15 protein-coding genes and 1 riboswitch are annotated in these 15,109 nt (G+C 67.4%); all 15 genes read left to right on the forward strand.

Translation table 11 applies throughout. The features are described 5' to 3' along the window. Positions 1–145: 145 nt before the first annotated feature. Positions 146–1,186: a nicotinate-nucleotide--dimethylbenzimidazole phosphoribosyltransferase gene (gene cobT / locus AC07PE_RS26855; protein ID WP_498770361.1), complete on the forward strand. Its 1,041-nt coding sequence runs from the start codon at positions 146–148 to the stop codon at positions 1,184–1,186. Positions 1,187–1,190: 4 nt separating this feature from the next. Then, the gene (locus AC07PE_RS26860) at positions 1,191–1,970 is read left to right on the forward strand and encodes an adenosylcobinamide-GDP ribazoletransferase (protein WP_498770363.1); all 780 of its coding nucleotides are present in this window, start codon (positions 1,191–1,193) and stop codon (positions 1,968–1,970) included. A gap of 3 nt (positions 1,971–1,973) precedes the next feature. After that, on the forward strand, positions 1,974–2,519 hold the full coding sequence (locus tag AC07PE_RS26865; RefSeq protein WP_498770365.1) for a histidine phosphatase family protein: 546 nt from the start codon (positions 1,974–1,976) through the stop codon (positions 2,517–2,519). Beyond that, a riboswitch (cobalamin riboswitch) is annotated at positions 2,514–2,743 on the forward strand. Its footprint overlaps the gene before it by 6 nt. 72 nt (positions 2,744–2,815) lie before the next feature. Next, the gene (locus AC07PE_RS26870) at positions 2,816–4,666 is read left to right on the forward strand and encodes a TonB-dependent receptor plug domain-containing protein (protein WP_498770367.1); all 1,851 of its coding nucleotides are present in this window, start codon (positions 2,816–2,818) and stop codon (positions 4,664–4,666) included. 18 nt (positions 4,667–4,684) lie between these two features. Continuing rightward, complete coding sequence (locus tag AC07PE_RS26875) at positions 4,685–5,707, forward strand: FecCD family ABC transporter permease (protein ID WP_498770369.1); 1,023 nt, start codon at positions 4,685–4,687, stop codon at positions 5,705–5,707. 1 nt (position 5,708) lies between these two features. Next, positions 5,709–6,497 carry an ABC transporter ATP-binding protein gene (locus AC07PE_RS26880; protein WP_498770371.1) on the forward strand — a complete coding sequence of 263 codons (789 nt, stop codon included), beginning with the start codon at positions 5,709–5,711 and terminating at the stop codon, positions 6,495–6,497. Continuing rightward, entirely contained in the window at positions 6,478–7,116 is a 639-nt protein-coding gene (gene cobO / locus AC07PE_RS26885; RefSeq protein WP_498770373.1) for a cob(I)yrinic acid a,c-diamide adenosyltransferase, read from the forward strand. Before AC07PE_RS26880 ends, cobO begins: the two co-directional genes overlap by 20 nt. Beyond that, positions 7,116–8,417: a cobyrinic acid a,c-diamide synthase CobB gene (locus AC07PE_RS26890; protein WP_498770375.1), complete on the forward strand. Its 1,302-nt coding sequence runs from the start codon at positions 7,116–7,118 to the stop codon at positions 8,415–8,417. Before cobO ends, AC07PE_RS26890 begins: the two co-directional genes overlap by 1 nt. After that, positions 8,414–8,974, forward strand: a complete 561-nt coding sequence (gene cobU / locus AC07PE_RS26895; RefSeq protein ID WP_498770378.1) for a bifunctional adenosylcobinamide kinase/adenosylcobinamide-phosphate guanylyltransferase — start codon at positions 8,414–8,416, stop codon at positions 8,972–8,974. The genes AC07PE_RS26890 and cobU overlap by 4 nt, the downstream gene beginning before the upstream one ends. Next, positions 8,968–9,924 carry an adenosylcobinamide-phosphate synthase CbiB gene (cbiB, locus tag AC07PE_RS26900; protein WP_498770380.1) on the forward strand — a complete coding sequence of 319 codons (957 nt, stop codon included), beginning with the start codon at positions 8,968–8,970 and terminating at the stop codon, positions 9,922–9,924. The genes cobU and cbiB overlap by 7 nt, the downstream gene beginning before the upstream one ends. Beyond that, positions 9,917–10,897, forward strand: coding sequence for a threonine-phosphate decarboxylase CobD (gene cobD, locus AC07PE_RS26905; RefSeq protein WP_498770382.1), 981 nt, complete (start codon positions 9,917–9,919; stop codon positions 10,895–10,897). The genes cbiB and cobD overlap by 8 nt, the downstream gene beginning before the upstream one ends. Then, complete coding sequence (locus tag AC07PE_RS26910; protein WP_498770384.1) at positions 10,894–11,772, forward strand: cobalamin-binding protein; 879 nt, start codon at positions 10,894–10,896, stop codon at positions 11,770–11,772. Before cobD ends, AC07PE_RS26910 begins: the two co-directional genes overlap by 4 nt. Continuing rightward, on the forward strand, positions 11,769–13,229 hold the full coding sequence (locus AC07PE_RS26915; RefSeq protein ID WP_498770386.1) for a cobyric acid synthase: 1,461 nt from the start codon (positions 11,769–11,771) through the stop codon (positions 13,227–13,229). Before AC07PE_RS26910 ends, AC07PE_RS26915 begins: the two co-directional genes overlap by 4 nt. Before the next feature lie 73 nt (positions 13,230–13,302). After that, positions 13,303–13,701: a DUF2061 domain-containing protein gene (locus AC07PE_RS26920; RefSeq protein WP_498770388.1), complete on the forward strand. Its 399-nt coding sequence runs from the start codon at positions 13,303–13,305 to the stop codon at positions 13,699–13,701. Positions 13,702–13,771: 70 nt separating this feature from the next. Next, entirely contained in the window at positions 13,772–14,986 is a 1,215-nt protein-coding gene (locus tag AC07PE_RS26925) for a M20/M25/M40 family metallo-hydrolase (RefSeq protein ID WP_498770390.1), read from the forward strand. Positions 14,987–15,109: the final 123 nt, after the last annotated feature.

The raw sequence follows: 15,109 nt of genomic DNA on the forward strand, positions 1-15,109 counted from the left end.
TCATCCTTTTCAACAGTGCACACTCGTTTTGGAGTTTTTTTCGTGCGCCGCCGAAGCAGGACGCGAACTATAGCAAACAGACACGCAGTCTGCAACGCTTGCTCGTATGCTATCTTTGCCGCCTTTATCACTCCCCGGAGCCAGCATGCGACTGCCCACCATCGCCGCGACTGCGAATCCCGAACTCGCCGCCCAGCTCGACCAGGCGATCAATAACAAGACCAAACCGCTCGGCAGCCTCGGCGCCCTGGAAAGCCTGGCGAAGCAGCTCGGCCTGATCCAGCAGACCACCGCGGTGTCGATCGAGCAGCCGGCCATCGTCGTCTTCGCCGGCGATCACGGTGTGGTCGCCGAAGGCATCTCCGCCTTCCCGCAGGACGTCACCTGGCAGATGGTCGAGAACTTCCTCGCCAACGGCGCGGCCATCAATGTGTTCGCGCGCCAGAACGGTGCCTCCCTGTATGTAGTGGACGCCGGCGTGAACCACGACTTCGGCCCGCGCCCCGGCCTCCTCGACCGCAAGCTCGCCCACGGCACCCGCAACTTCGCGCTCGAGCCGGCGATGACGGCCCAGCAGTGCGCCACCGCGATGGAGCACGGCGCAGCGCTGGTCGCCGACCTGCCCGGCAATGTGGTCGGCTTCGGCGAGATGGGTATCGGGAACACGACATCCGCCGCCGCCTTGATGCACAAGCTGGCCGGCATCCCGGTTGCGGACTGCGTCGGCGCCGGCACCGGCCTGTCGCCGGAAGGCGTCCTGCGCAAGCAGCGCGTGATCGAAGCAGCCGCCGACCGCCACGCCGGCGTGAGCGAGCCGCTCGACGTATTGGCCACGTTCGGAGGCTTCGAGATCGCGATGATGGCCGGCGCCATGCTCGAAGCCGCGGCAAGGCGCAAGACCCTGCTGATCGACGGCTTCATCGTCACCTCCGCCCTGCTGGTCGCCAGCCGCATCGCGCCCGCCATCCTCGACTACTGCGTGTTCGCGCACTGCTCGGACGAAGCCGGCCACCGCCGCATGCTCGAACAGCTCGGCGCCCGTCCGCTGCTCCAGCTGGGCATGCGCCTGGGCGAAGGCACCGGCGCCGCGCTCGCGCTGCCGCTGCTGCACGCGGCGGCCAACTTCCTGAACGAGATGGCGACCTTCTCCTCCGCCGCCGTCAGCGAAAAGTCGGAAGCCGCGTAACAGGATGCAGCAGCTTCGCCTCTTCTTCATCGCGCTGCAGTTCTTCACGCGGCTGCCGATTCCCTCCTGGGTCGGTTTCGAAGCCAGCTGGCTGCAGCACGCCTCGCGCTATTTCCCGCTGGTCGGCTGCGTAGTCGCGGCCATCGCCGCCGGCGTGTACTTCGCGGCCGCCCTTGTACTGCCGGCGCCGGTGGCGGCCGTGCTGTCGACGGCTGCCTCGATCTACCTGACCGGCGCCTTCCACGAAGACGGTTTCGCCGATACCTGCGACGGCCTGGGCGGCGGCATGACACGCGAGCGCGTGCTCGAGATCATGAAGGATTCGCGGGTCGGTGCATATGGCGCGATCGGCATCGTCTGCATGCTGGCCGCGAAACTGTCAGCGCTGGCGATGCTGCCGCCGCGCCTGGCCGTCGGCGCGCTGTTCCTGGCCCATCCGCTGTCGCGCCTCGCCGCGGCCTCGCTGATCTGGAAGCTGGACTACGTGCGCGGCGAAGGCAAGGCGAAGCCGCTCGCCCAGCAGATGACGACCGCCGAATTCACGATCGCCGCCATCACCGCACTGCTGCCGGCGCCCATCCTGCTGGGGGCCGGCTGGATCTCGGCCGATGCAGTGCTGGCGGCGCTGCTGGCCGCCCTGCTGGCCGCGCTCTGGCTGGGCCATAAGCTGCACAAACGTCTCGGCGGCTACACCGGCGATTGCCTCGGCGCGGTACAGCAACTGGCCGAAGTCTTCATCTATATCGGCCTCTTGGCCACGCTCGGCCATGGCGCCTGGTCCTGATCGGTGAAGCTTCACCTGGTCCGCCATCCGCAGCCCGATGTCGCGCCCGGCCTGTGCTACGGCGCCAGCGACGTCGCGGTCGCGGAGACCGAAATCGCGCGGGTGCATGCGAGCCTGCGCGCGGCGGGGCTGCCCGGCGACCTTCCTGTTTATTCCAGCCCGCTGCAGCGCTGCGCCCTGCTCGCGCATCGCCTGCAAGCAGCCACGCTGAACTTCGACGCGCGCCTGGCCGAGATGAACTTCGGCTGCTGGGAGCTGCAGTCCTGGGACGCCATCCCGCGCGCTGAAGTGGACGCCTGGGCCGCCGACCTGCTGCACTATCGTCCCGGCAGCGCCGAATCCGTGCTCGAGGTCGCGCAGCGCGTGGCGGCCTTTCTCGCCGACCTGCGCCAGGCCGCTCATGCGGAAGCACTGCTGATCTGCCATGCCGGCACCATCCGTCTGTTGAGCGCCATGCGCGACGGCCTCCCGCTGGAACAGGCCGCGCTCGATGCCGCGTGCAAGCCGCATCGCATCGCTTATGGCGAGCTGGTGATGCTCGACGTATAATGTCGTCGTTTTGGTGCTCGCGCCTGAGTCCTCAGGCGCAGTTAAACGGGAAACACAAAGCTCTTCGATGAGCCAAGGTGTGCTGCCCCCGCAACGGTAAGCAAGTACCGCATGAAGCAATCGCTCGTGCGGCAACCGTCTTCTCATACCACTGTGCGCAAGCATGGGAAGGTCAGACGGCCACACTTGCCAGCCCGGATACCGGCCAAAAGGTGGAAGCGTGCGGCTTGCCCTCGCTTCTGTTCAATCTGGCCTACGGGGACGTCGGCCGGTTGTCCACGAAAGACCCTACCATCATGAGCTTTTCCGTTTCACGGCAGGCGGCCGCGCCCCTGCTCGCATTCACCCTTGCTGCGCCTTCGATTCCTGCCTTCGCCGATCCGGCCCTCGAGACCGTGGTCGTCACCGCCATCCGCACGCCGCAGCGCGCCGACGAGGTGATCCCGGATACGACCGTCATCTCCAATGAAGAGATCGCGCGCTCCGGCGCCGGCTCGGTTGCCGACCTGCTGCGCCGCCAGCGCGGCATCGAGATCGTCCGCAACGGCGGCCCGGGCGCCAGCACCAGCGTGTTCCTGCGCGGCGCCAACAGCAACCAGGTCGTGGTCCTGATCGACGGCGTGCGCATCGGTTCCTCGACCACCGGCGCGGCGAGCTGGAATGCGATTCCACTGTCGAGCATCGACCACATCGAAATCGTCTACGGCCCGCTCAGCGCCCTGTACGGCGCCGACGCGATCGGCGGCGTGGTGCAGATCTTCACCAGAAAGAGCGAGGGTGCTCCTGCCTTCAGCGCCAGCGCCGGTGCCGGCAGCTACGGCGCCCGTCAATACGACGCCGGCGTGCACGGCTCGACCGGCGGCGACCACAGCGTCAGCTATGCACTCAGCGCCGCCCACGAGGATGCCGACGGCTTTTCCAGCACCCGTCCCGGCTCCTCGAGCTACAACAAGGATGACGATGGCTACGCGCGCAACAGCGTGAACGGCCGCGTCGCCGTGCAGCTCGCGCCAGGGCATGAAGTTGGCGCGCAATTCCTGAAGAGCCGCCTGCGCGCGCAGTACGACAGCGGCGCCTCCAGCTACGACACCCACAACGAACAAGACATCGACAGCTATGCCGTGTTCCTGAACGACCGCATCCTGCCGAACTGGCGCAGCAGCCTGCAGGCGGCCCGCTCGAACGACAGGCTGGGCAGCTTCACCAGCACCGCCGCCAACGGCGCCAGCCAGATCGATACCCGCCAGGATGAGTACACCTGGCAGAACACGCTGGACCTGGACGGCGATACCCTGCAAGTCCTGCTTGGCCATCGCAAGGAAGAAGTGCTGTCCAGCTCCAGCACCGCGCTGAACCGCTCGCGCATCACCAATTCCGTCGCCGCCGCTTACGACCTGCGGCGCGGCAGCCACCTGCTCGACCTCAGCCTGCGCCGCGACCATTCCGTCTACGGCGGCAAGACCACCGGCGCGGCCGGCTACGGCTACGAGTTCAGCAAGGACCTGCGCGCCACTGCCAGCGTCGGCACCAGCTTCCGTGCCCCGACCTACAACGAGCTGTACTTCCCAGGTTACGGCTTGAGCACCAACAAGCCGGAACAGGGCCGCAATGCGGAAGTCGGCCTCCGTTACCGGATCGCCGGCGCCGAGCTGCAGGCCAACTACTACCGCAACCGCCTGACCGACATGCTCGTGACGCTCAATCCCTGCCCCAGTCGCACCGGCAGCTGCGCCTACAACGTCAATCACGCCCTGCTCGAAGGCCTGACGATGTCGGCCGAGACGCGCCTGCGCGGCATCATTCTCCGCGCCAGCGTCGACCTGCAGGATCCGCGCGACGAAACCACCGGCAAGCAGCTGGCCCGCCGCACGCGCCGCCATGCCAGTTTCACGGCCGCCTATGCGCTCGACCGCGTCGACCTCGGCGCCGAACTGCAGGCTTCCGCCAGCCGTTTCGACGACGCGGCGAATGCCAACCGCCTGGGTGGCTACGGCCTGCTGAACCTGTACACTACATGGCGGTTCACGCCCGACTGGTCGCTGCTGCTGCGCCTCGACAACGCGCTCGACAAGCGCTACGAGCTGGCGCGTAATTACGGCACGGCCGAACGCAGCTGGTTCGCCGCACTGCGCTACGGGATCCGTTAATTCACTCATCAAGCCAGCATGCATCCACTCCACCAAGCCGCGCGCCAGCGCACCACCATGATCGTCGGCACGCTCCTGCTTGCCGCCCTCGCCTGCATCTTGTTTTCCGGCGTCACGGGTTCGGTCACGGTGGCGCTGGCGGATCTGCCGGATGCCGTGGGCCAGGTGCTGCACGGCCGCCAGGATTCGCTGGCCGCTTCGCTGCTCGCGCTGCGCGGCGGCCGGGCCCTGATGGCCTTCGTCACCGGCGGTGCGCTGGCCCTGGCCGGCATCATGATGCAGGCCCTGCTGCGCAACCCGCTGGCCGACCCCTACGTGCTGGGCATCTCGGCCGGCGCCTCGGTCGGCGCCCTGTTCGCCTTGCTGATGATGTGCGCGGCAGTGGTGGTCGACGGTGCCGCGCTGCTCGGTGCGGTGGCGGTGTCGATGTTGCTCTATATATTGGCGCGGCGCGACATCCGCGGCGGCGTGGCGGCCGAAGGCGGCACCTCGACCCTGCTGCTGACCGGGGTGATCCTGATGTCGGCCTGCATGGCCCTGGTGACGCTGATGCTGTCGATCGCACCGGAAGGCGCGCTGCGCAATATGGTGTTCTGGATGATCGGCGACCTGGCCGGCACGCCGCTGCGGCTGCTGCCCTGGCTGGTGCTGGCCGGCGGCCTCGCCTTCGCCCTGCGCAATGCACGCGCGATGAACGTGCTGGCCCTGCATGCCGATACCGCGCGCACGCTCGGCATCGAAGTCGGCCGCCTGCGCAAGGGCCTGTTCTTCGCGTCCGGCGTACTGACCGCCAGCGCGGTGACGAACGCCGGCTCGATCGGCTTCGTCGGCCTGATCGTGCCGCACGCCTGCCGCTTCGCCTTCGGCCCTGACCACCGGGTGCTGATTCCCTCGGCCGTGCTGCTGGGCGGCAGCTTCCTTGTCCTGTGCGACACCCTGGCGCGCACCGTGATCGCGCCGACCCAGCTGCCGGTGGGCGCCATCACGGCGCTGATCGGCGCCCCGGTCTTCCTGTACCAACTGCACCAGCTGCGCAAATAAGATGATCGAGACTAGACAACTCACGCTGGAAGTCGCCGAACGCACGCTGGTGCGGGATCTCGACTGGACCGTGCAGGCCGGCGAATGCTGGAGCATCATCGGCCGCAACGGCGCCGGCAAGAGCACCCTGCTGCGCGCCCTGGCCGGGCTGCGCGGCGCGAACCGGGGCCTCGTTAGCCTCGACGGCAGGAAGCTCGACGACTGGCCGCTCGAAGAGCTGGCGCGCAAGCGGGCCTACCTGGCGCAGTCGCGCACCGACGCCTTTGCCTACAGTGCCATCGATACCGTGCTGTCCGCGCGCCATCCCTACCACGGCAACCGTTACTGGGAAGGCAGCGACGACCACCAGGCGGCGCTGCAGGCGCTGGCGGCGATGGAAGTCGAGCACCTGGCGGCGCGCGACGTGCGCACCCTGTCCGGCGGCGAGCGCCAGCGCGTGGCAATCGCCGCCCTGTTGGCCCAGGACACGCCGCTGCTGCTGCTGGACGAACCGGCGAATGCGCTCGACCTGGCGCACCAGGTCAGCGTGACCGCCCTGCTCGCGCGCCTGTGCCGGCGCGAGCGCAAGACGGTCGTCATGATCGGCCACGACCTCAACCTGGCCCACAGCATCTCGACCCACGCGCTGCTGCTGCGCGGCGACGGCGGCTGGCTTGCCGGCCCGGTCGCGCAGGTAATGCAGCCGGCGCTGCTGGGCGACTACCTCGGCCACCCGATCGAGATGATCGAGCACGGCGGCCGCCGCATCTTCATCCCTTTCGAGGACCACCATGAACAGCATGACGCCTGAAGACACTGCTTCCGACACTGCGGCACTGAACGAGCGCCACCGCCAGCGCATGGAGCGCAAGAAGGCCGTGATCGACGCAAAAATCGCGGCAGCCGACAAGAAGATCGGCATCATCATCGTCAATACCGGCAACGGCAAGGGCAAGAGCTCGAGCGCCTTCGGCATGGCGGTGCGCGCGCTGGGCCACGGCATGAAGGTCGGCGTGGTCCAGTTCATCAAGGGCGCGATGTCGACTGGAGAAGAACAATTCCTGCGCCGCTTTCCGGACGAAGTCAGCTTCCATGCGATGGGCGAAGGCTATACCTGGGAAACCCAGAACCGCGAGCGCGACATCGCCAAGGCCGAGGAAGCATGGCAGCAGGCCAGGCGCTTCCTGACTGATCCAGATATCGGCTTGGTGGTGCTGGATGAGCTGAACATCGCGCTGAAATACCGCTACCTGGACGTGCACGCGGTGATCGCCGACCTGCTCGAGCGCCCGGCCATGCAGCACGTGGTGGTGACGGGACGCGCGGCGCCGCCCGAACTGATCGAGGTGGCGGATACCGTCACCGAAATGAACGTGGTCAAGCACGCCTTCAAGACGGGCATCGCGGCGCAAGCCGGTACGGAGTGGTGATGGAATATCCGGGCGCACGCATGTTGCTGGTAGCGGCCACCGCTTCCGGCCAGGGCAAGACCACGATCTCCGCCGCCCTCGCGCGCGGCCTGGTACGCCAGGGCCAGCGCGTGCGGGTCTTCAAGTGCGGTCCCGACTTCATCGACCCGATGCTGCTGGAACGCGCCTGCGGCTCGAAGGTGCACACGCTCGACCTGTGGATGGTCGGGCTGGAAGCCTGCCGGCAGCGCCTGGCGCAGGCGGCACGCGAGGCCGAGGTGGTGCTGATCGAGGGGGTGATGGGCCTGTACGACGGCAATCCCTCGGCCGCCGATCTCTCGCGCGCCTTCGACATTCCGGTGCTGGCCGTGATCGACGCCTCCAGCATGGCGCAGACCGCCGGCGCGGTGGTGCAAGGCTTGCGCGACTACGGCCCGGTGCAGATGGCCGGCGTGGTCGCCAACCGCGTGGCCAGCGAGGGTCACCGCCAGATGGTGGCGGCATCGCTGCGCGGCATTCCGCTGCTGGCGACGCTGCCGAAGCAGGCGCGCCGCCTGCCGGAACGCCATCTCGGCCTGGTGCTGCCGGGCGAGGTCGACGACATCGACGCCATCCTGGACGAACTGGCCGACCAGCTGCACCTGGACACCCAGGCCTGGCAGGCGGTCGCGCCGCGCCTGCCCGATCACGCCGAGCCGGACCAGCCCATCCCGCCGCTGCTGGCCGGGAAGACGGTGGCGGTGGCGCGCGACGCCGCCTTCTGCTTCATCTATTCCGCCAACCTGGACGTGCTGCAGCAGCTCGGCGCAAAGCTGAGCTTCTTCTCGCCGCTGGCCGACGAGCCGGTACCCGGCAACGCCGACGCGGTCTGGCTGCCGGGCGGCTATCCGGAGCTGCACATGGAGACGCTGTCCAAGGCGGCGCGCTGGGGCGAGTCGATCCGCGCGGCGCACGCCGCCGGCCTGCCGATCCTGGCCGAATGCGGCGGCATGATGGCGGTGTCGGAGTCGATCACGGACAAGGAGGGCCACAGTTTCAGCATGCCCGCGCTGCTGCCGGGGAAGGTCTTCATGCAGCAGCGCCTGGCCGGTCTCGGTTCGCAAGGCATGCCGACCGCGGCCGGCGAGATGCGCGGCCACACCTTTCATTATTCGCACCTCGACACGGCGCTGGCGCCGGTCGCGCACACCGTCAAGCATCCATCCGGCGTGCAGGGCGAGGCGGTGTACCGGCTTGGCTCGCTGACGGCCACCTACTTCCATAGCTTCTTCGCGTCGAATCCGCTGGCCACCGCCGGCCTGTTCGCGAAAGCGCAATCATGAGCCGCACCCTGGTCTTCGGCGGCGCCCGCTCCGGCAAGAGCGCCCTGGCCGAACGCCTGGCGCGCGAATCGGGCAAGGAGGTCGTCTACCTGGCCACCTCGCACGCCGGCGACGCCGAGATGGCGGCGCGCATCGCCCACCATCGCGAGCGCCGCCCGGCCGAATGGCAGACGGTGGAAGAACCGACCGCGCTGGCGACGGCCTTGCGCCGCCTGTGCGCGCCGGAGCGCATCGTGCTGGTCGATTGCCTGACCCTGTGGCTCACTAACCTGCTCTTTTCCTCGGGACGCGAGTATCCGGAAGTCGGCGCCGTCGAGCTGCCGCCGCTGTTCGGGTGGGAACGCTCGGACCTGCTGGCCTGGCTGGACGAGCCGGCTGCGGGCGAGGTGATCTTCGTGTCGAACGAGGTCGGCATGGGCATCGTGCCGACCGGCGCCGTCTCGCGCGCCTTCGTGGACGAGGCGGGCCGCCTGAACCAGGAGGTGGCGGCGCGCTGCGAACGCGTACTGTTCGTGGCGGCCGGCCTGCCGCTTGCCTTGAAGGGAGAGCTGTGCTGAGCGGGCTGCCGCCGCTCACGCTGGCGCTGCTGCTGGTGGCCGGCATCCTGCTCGACCTGCTGCTGGGCGAGGCGCGGCGCTGGCATCCGCTGGTCGGTTTTGGACGGCTGGCGCAGTGGCTGGAACGCCGGCTGAACGGCGGAAGCTGGCGCATCGCGCGCGGCGCCTTCGGCTGGGTGCTGGCGGTGCTGCCCTTGAGCGCACTGGCGGCATGGCTCTGTGCATCAAGCGGTGCCGCGGGATGGGCTGCCCACGCCTTCCTGCTTTACCTCTGCCTCGGCCTGCGCAGCCTGCGCGATCACACCCTGCCCATCCATGAGGCGCTGACGAATGGCGACCTGCCGCGTGCGCGCTGGCTGACCTCTCGCATCGTCAGCCGCGATACCACGCATGCCGGCGAGGCCGACCTGGCCAAGGCCGGCGCCGAGTCCCTGCTCGAGAATGGCAACGACGCCGTGTTCGGCACCCTGTTCTGGTTCCTCGTCGGCGGCGCCGCCGGTGCCTTGCTATTCCGCCTGGCGAACACGCTGGACGCGATGTGGGGTTACCGGAATGCGCGCTTCAATCTGTTCGGCCGCGTGGCGGCGCGCATCGACGATGTGCTGAACTACCTGCCGGCGCGCCTGACTGCCCTGTCGTATGCCCTGCTGGCCCCTGGCGGCAGGCTGCGTGCGCTGCGCTGCTGGCGTGCGCAGGCGCCCGCGTGGAGCAGCCCGAACGCGGGCCCGGTCATGGCCAGCGGCGCCGGCGCCCTCGGCATCAGCCTGGGTGGAGCCGCAATCTATGAGGGCGAAGTCGAACGGCGGCCGCTGCTGGGCGCCGGCCCTGCCGCTCAGGCAGCCGACATCCTGCGCGCCTGGCGCCTGGTCTTCCGTTCCACCTTGCTGTGGGCCGCCGCCGCGCTCGGCCTCGGCATCATCCTGCACCTGACGGGGATTCTCCATGCTTGAACACGGCGGCAATCTGCGCGAGGCGCAGCGGCGCTACGGCGGCGATGACTGGATCGACCTCTCGACCGGGATCAACCCCTTCGGCTATCCGGCGCCGCCACTGCCGCCGGATGCGTGGCAGCGGCTGCCGGAAGCGGATCCGGCGCTGCCGGACGCTGCCTGCGCCTATTACGGCGCCCGCGCACTGCTGGCGGTTGCCGGCACCCAGGCGGCGATCCAGGCCCTGCCCCGTTTGCGCCCGCCGTCGCGGGTGACAGTGGCTGCGCCCTCATATGCCGAACACGCCCACCACTGGGTCCGGCATGGCCACTCGCTGCGCCAGATCGGCTACCCGATGCTGGAAGCCGCGGTGGGCAGCAGCGACGTGGTCGTGGTCTGCAATCCGAACAACCCGACCGGCGAGCAGCTGGCGCCGGCGGTGCTGCTGCGCTGGGCCGCCGAACTCGGGTCGCGCGGCGGCTGGCTGGTGGTGGACGAGGCCTTCGGCGACACCGCACCCGAGCTGAGTCTCGCCGCCTATGCACAGATGTCCGGGCTGGTCGTCCTGCGCTCGGTCGGCAAGTTCTTCGGGCTGGCCGGGCTGCGGCTGGGCTTCGTGGCGGCTGACAGCGCGCTGCTGGCGGCGCTGGCGGATGTCCTTGGCCCGTGGACGGTCAGCGGCCCGGCCCAGCATGTGGCGCTGGCCGCGCTGCGCGACACGCCCTGGCAGCAGGCGGCGCAGGCAAGGCTGGCGCGCGACGGCGCACGCATGCGCGGACTGCTTGCCGCCTACGGCATCCAGGCTTCGGGCACGCCACTGTTTCACTGGTGGTCCGCGCCCCGGCCCGAGGAATTTCATGAGCACATGGCGCGCCGCGCGATCTGGGTGCGCCTGTTCCCGCAGGCGGCGCGCGGCATCCGCTTCGGCCTCCCTGGTGGCGAGAGCGACTGGGACCGCATCGAACACGCACTTCAAGAATGGAACAAGCGATGAACGCATCGACAGCACTGATCTTTTCGGCCGCATTGGCGGCAGCCCAGGCGCAGGCCGCAATCACGGTGAAAGACGACGACGGCAATACGGTGACGCTGCAAAAGCCGGCCCAGCGCGTGATCTCGCTGGCCCCGCACGTGACGGAACTGCTGTTCGCGGCCGGCGGCGGCAGCCACGTGGTCGGGGTGGTGGCGTACAGCGACTTCCCGGAAGAGGCGAAAAAGATCCCCCAGATCGGCTCCAACCGCGAGGTCGACCTGGAACGCATCATGGCGCTCAAGCCCGACCTCATCGTGGTCTGGCGCCATGGCAGCTCGGAGCGGCAGATCGAGATGGTGCGCAAGCTCGGCGTCCCGCTGTTCCACAGTGAGCCGAAAAAGCTCGACGACATTCCCGAGAGTGTCGCCACGCTCGGGCAGCTGATGGGCACCGAGAAGGCCGCCAACCCGGCCGCCGACGCGCTGCGCCAGCAGCTCGGCAGCCTGCGCGCCCGCTACGCGAACCGTCCACTGGTGCGGGCCTTCTACCAGGTCTGGGACAAACCGCTCTACACGCTCAGTGGAAAGCACATCATCACCGACGCGCTGCACCTGTGCGGCGGTGAGAACATCTTCGCCAAACTGGCAGTGACCGCGCCTGTCGTCAGCGTGGAAGGCGTCCTGCAGGAGAACCCGGAAGCGATCTTCGCCACGGCCGAGAAGAACTACGGCGGCGTCAGCATGTGGAAGCCCTATGGCACGCTGCTGGCGGTGCGCAACGATAACCTGTTCACCATCGACGGCAACCTGCTGAATCGCTCCGGTCCGCGCATGATCGCGGGCGCCGCCATGCTCTGCGAGAAGCTGGAGCTGGCGCGCCAGCATCGCAGCAAATGAACGCCTTCCCCTACCGGACCCTGATGGTGCAGGGGACGACCTCCGATGCGGGCAAGAGCACCGTGGTCGCCGCACTGTGCCGCCTGCTCAAGCGCGCAGGCGTCAAGGTGGCGCCGTTCAAGCCGCAGAACATGGCGCTCAACAGCGCGGTCACGCGGGACGGCGGCGAGATCGGGCGCGCCCAGGCGCTCCAGGCGATTGCCGCCGGCGTCGAGCCGCACACGGATTTCAATCCGGTGCTGCTGAAACCGTCGAGCGACATCGGCGCCCAAGTCATCATCCACGGCCGCGTGCACGCGGAGATGAACGCGCGCGACTACCACCAGTACAAAACGGTGGCGATGGGCGCGGTGCTGGAATCGCATGCGCGGCTGCTGGCGCAGTACGAGGCCGTCATCGTCGAAGGCGCCGGCAGCCCGGCCGAGATCAACCTGCGCGACCGCGACATCGCCAACATGGGCTTTGCCGAGGCGGTCGACTGCCCGGTCGTGCTGGTGGCCGACATCGACCGCGGCGGCGTGTTCGCCCACTTCGTCGGCACCCTCGCCTGCCTGTCGGAGAGCGAGCGCAACCGCATCGTCGGTTTCGTGATCAACCGCTTCCGCGGCGATATCAAGCTGCTCGAACCTGGCCTGGACTGGTTGGAGGCGCAGACCGGCAAGCCGGTGCTGGCCGTGCTGCCCTATCTGCACGGGCTTTACCTCGATGCCGAGGATGCGGTGCAGGGCGTGACGCGGCGCGAGGGCAAGTTCCGCGTCGTAGTGCCGAGCTATCCGCGCATGAGCAACCACACCGACTTCGATCCGCTGCGCGCGCATCCCGACGTCGACCTGCGCTTCGTGCGCGAAGGCGAGGCGATTCCGGGGGCCGACCTGATCGTCCTCCCCGGCAGCAAGAATACCCGCGCGGACCTGGCCTGGCTGCAGCGGCAGGGATGGAAGGACGCCATGCATCGCCACCTGCGCTACGGCGGCAAGATGATCGGCATCTGCGGCGGCTTCCAGATGCTGGGGCGCGTCGTCGACGATCCGGATGGCGTCGAGGGCGCGGCGGGTCATTCGGAGGGACTCGGCCTGCTCGAACTGGCGACCGTGCTAACGCCGGATAAACGGCTGGCCCAGGTCAGCGGGGGCTGCGTGTTCGATGCCTCCTCGCTTGGTGCAAGCGTGGATGGGTACGAGATCCACATGGGTGTGTCGAGCGGGGGCGCGCTGGCGCGGCCCGCCTTCGGGATCGACGGCCGTCCCGAAGGCGCCTGCTCGGACGACGGCCAGGTGCTGGGCACTTATCTGCACGGGCTGTTCGACAATGGCGCCGCCTGTGCCGCGCTGCTGCGTTGGGCCGGGCTGCACAGCGAGCATGCGGTCGATGCCGCGGCGCTGCGCGAAGCAAGCCTGGACCGCATCGCCGATGCGAGTGCGCCTTTGCTCGATAGGATTTGCCAATCGGTCCGCTAAAACTTATCGATTTTACTGATTAAATGAGAATCGATATCATTCACTGCATGCTTGAGAACGACAGGAGTTTCACATGGCAGTGGCACGCAAAGGCAGTCAGATCATTACCCACCTCGCGATCGGGTTCGCCATCGCTTACGCGGTGACGGGGTCGATCGCCCTGGGCGGATTGGCGGTGCTGGTCGAGCCGCTCTTGAACGTCCTGCTGGTGCCCTTCCATGAGCGGGCCTGGCATCGCAAGCTGCATGGCGCCATCGGCCAGCGGCGTTATCTGCTGCTTACGCTCGAAAAGATCAGCCTGTCGATCATGCACATGGGCGTCGCCTTCGGCGTACTGTATTGGGCAACCGGATCGCTGGCCTTCGGCGGCCTGGCGGCGGTGCTGGAGCCGATCTGCAATGTGGTGCTGATGCCGCTGCATGACCGCCTCTGGGATAAGCTGCAGCTCGGTTGGCAAGCACAGCCTGTGTGATCGTTGGCGTCAAAGTGGCGTAGTCCGCCACGTGCTAGGCTTTTCTCTTCTCGTGCCGGGAGGAAAGTCCATGAATCACCGTACTTGCTTGTTCGGGCTCTTGGCTGCTGCGCTGGCCCTCGGTGTGCCGTTCTCTGCATCGGCCGCGCCGGAAAAGAAAGCATGGATCACCATCGGCGACGCCGCTTTCCTCCAGGTGCGTCAGCTTGTACCGGGTATCGCTTCGGTCGAATCCCGCCAACTTGCCGGCGGCGGGCAGAAGATCCACGCGGTCGGCATCAGCGAGTCCAAGCTCGAAACCATCGCCGACGCGATTCATCAGCGCCTGCAGCAATGCGGCGGATTCATGCTGCACAAGACCGAAGCGGAGGCGCGGGCGGCGCTGCGCGGAAGCGTCGCCGCGGGAGTGTCCCCTTCCTACCTCATCGACAACCGTGAGCTGGTCGAACCGCTGCTTGCGCGGATGAGCGATAAAAACATCGAGCAGACGATCGTCAGCTTGTCAGCCTTTCCCAACCGGTACTACAAGAGCCAGTCGGGCGTGAATGCCTCGGACTGGCTGTTCACGACCTGGCGCGAGATGGTCAAGGGCCGGCAAGACATCACGGTCGAGCAGTTCACGCACGCCGGCTATCCGCAAAAGTCGGTCACGCTGCGGATTGCCGGCAGCGAGAAACCGAATGAGAGCATCGTCTTGGGCGCCCATCTGGATTCCATCCTGGTGTCGAGGATGAGCGATACGGCGGTGGCGCCAGGGGCGGATGACGATGCGTCAGGCGTTGCCAGCCTTACGGAAGCGCTGCGCGCCATGCTCGAGCAGGACTACAGACCGAAACGCAGCATTCATCTGGTTGCCTATGCTGCGGAAGAAGTGGGCTTGCGGGGTTCGCAGGACATCGCCCGGGCTTTCAAGCAGTCGAATGGCACGGTTATCGGTGTCCTGCAGCTCGACATGACCAACTACAAGGGTGCCGCGAACGACATTTATCTGTTCACGGATTACACCGACAGCAAGCAGAACGCATTTCTTGCGCAGCTGGTGTCGACCTATCTGCCGGACCTGAAGCTGGGCTATGACAAATGCGGTTATGCCTGCTCGGATCACGCGAGCTGGCAGGCCCTGGGTTTTCCGACCTCGATGCCTTTCGAGTCGAGCTTTGCACGGGATAACCCTGCTATCCACACGTCGAAAGACACTTTCGCCAACTCGGGCGGGCAAGCGACGCATGCCTTGAAGTTTGCCCGGCTGGCGGCGGCGTTTGCGATTGAATTGGGAAGCGATTGAGCTGCCGTTTTATTTGGCTCGGAAAAGCAAAAAGCCCGCTCAGTCTTTGACTGAGCGGGCTCTGCTTAATAATTAGCCTGACGATAACCTACTTTCACACTGGTTGCAGCACTATCATCGGCG

Source organism: Telluria sp. GW821-FHT07G12, from assembly GCF_059418525.1.

Excerpts from the sequence above, each read along its gene's own strand:
- cobU (WP_498770378.1), top strand. The coding sequence starts at position 8,414 with ATGAGCCGCACCCTGGTCTTCGGCGGCGCCCGCTCCGGCAAGAGCGCC.
- AC07PE_RS26890 (WP_498770375.1), top strand. The coding sequence starts at position 7,116 with ATGGAATATCCGGGCGCACGCATGTTGCTGGTAGCGGCCACCGCTTCC.
- AC07PE_RS26870 (WP_498770367.1), top strand. The coding sequence starts at position 2,816 with ATGAGCTTTTCCGTTTCACGGCAGGCGGCCGCGCCCCTGCTCGCATTC.
- cobD (WP_498770382.1), top strand. The coding sequence starts at position 9,917 with ATGCTTGAACACGGCGGCAATCTGCGCGAGGCGCAGCGGCGCTACGGC.
- AC07PE_RS26875 (WP_498770369.1), top strand. The coding sequence starts at position 4,685 with ATGCATCCACTCCACCAAGCCGCGCGCCAGCGCACCACCATGATCGTC.
- AC07PE_RS26880 (WP_498770371.1), top strand. The coding sequence starts at position 5,709 with ATGATCGAGACTAGACAACTCACGCTGGAAGTCGCCGAACGCACGCTG.
- AC07PE_RS26925 (WP_498770390.1), top strand. The coding sequence starts at position 13,772 with ATGAATCACCGTACTTGCTTGTTCGGGCTCTTGGCTGCTGCGCTGGCC.
- AC07PE_RS26910 (WP_498770384.1), top strand. The coding sequence starts at position 10,894 with ATGAACGCATCGACAGCACTGATCTTTTCGGCCGCATTGGCGGCAGCC.
- cobT (WP_498770361.1), top strand. The coding sequence starts at position 146 with ATGCGACTGCCCACCATCGCCGCGACTGCGAATCCCGAACTCGCCGCC.
- cobO (WP_498770373.1), top strand. The coding sequence starts at position 6,478 with ATGAACAGCATGACGCCTGAAGACACTGCTTCCGACACTGCGGCACTG.
- AC07PE_RS26860 (WP_498770363.1), top strand. The coding sequence starts at position 1,191 with ATGCAGCAGCTTCGCCTCTTCTTCATCGCGCTGCAGTTCTTCACGCGG.
- AC07PE_RS26920 (WP_498770388.1), top strand. The coding sequence starts at position 13,303 with ATGGCAGTGGCACGCAAAGGCAGTCAGATCATTACCCACCTCGCGATC.
- AC07PE_RS26915 (WP_498770386.1), top strand. The coding sequence starts at position 11,769 with ATGAACGCCTTCCCCTACCGGACCCTGATGGTGCAGGGGACGACCTCC.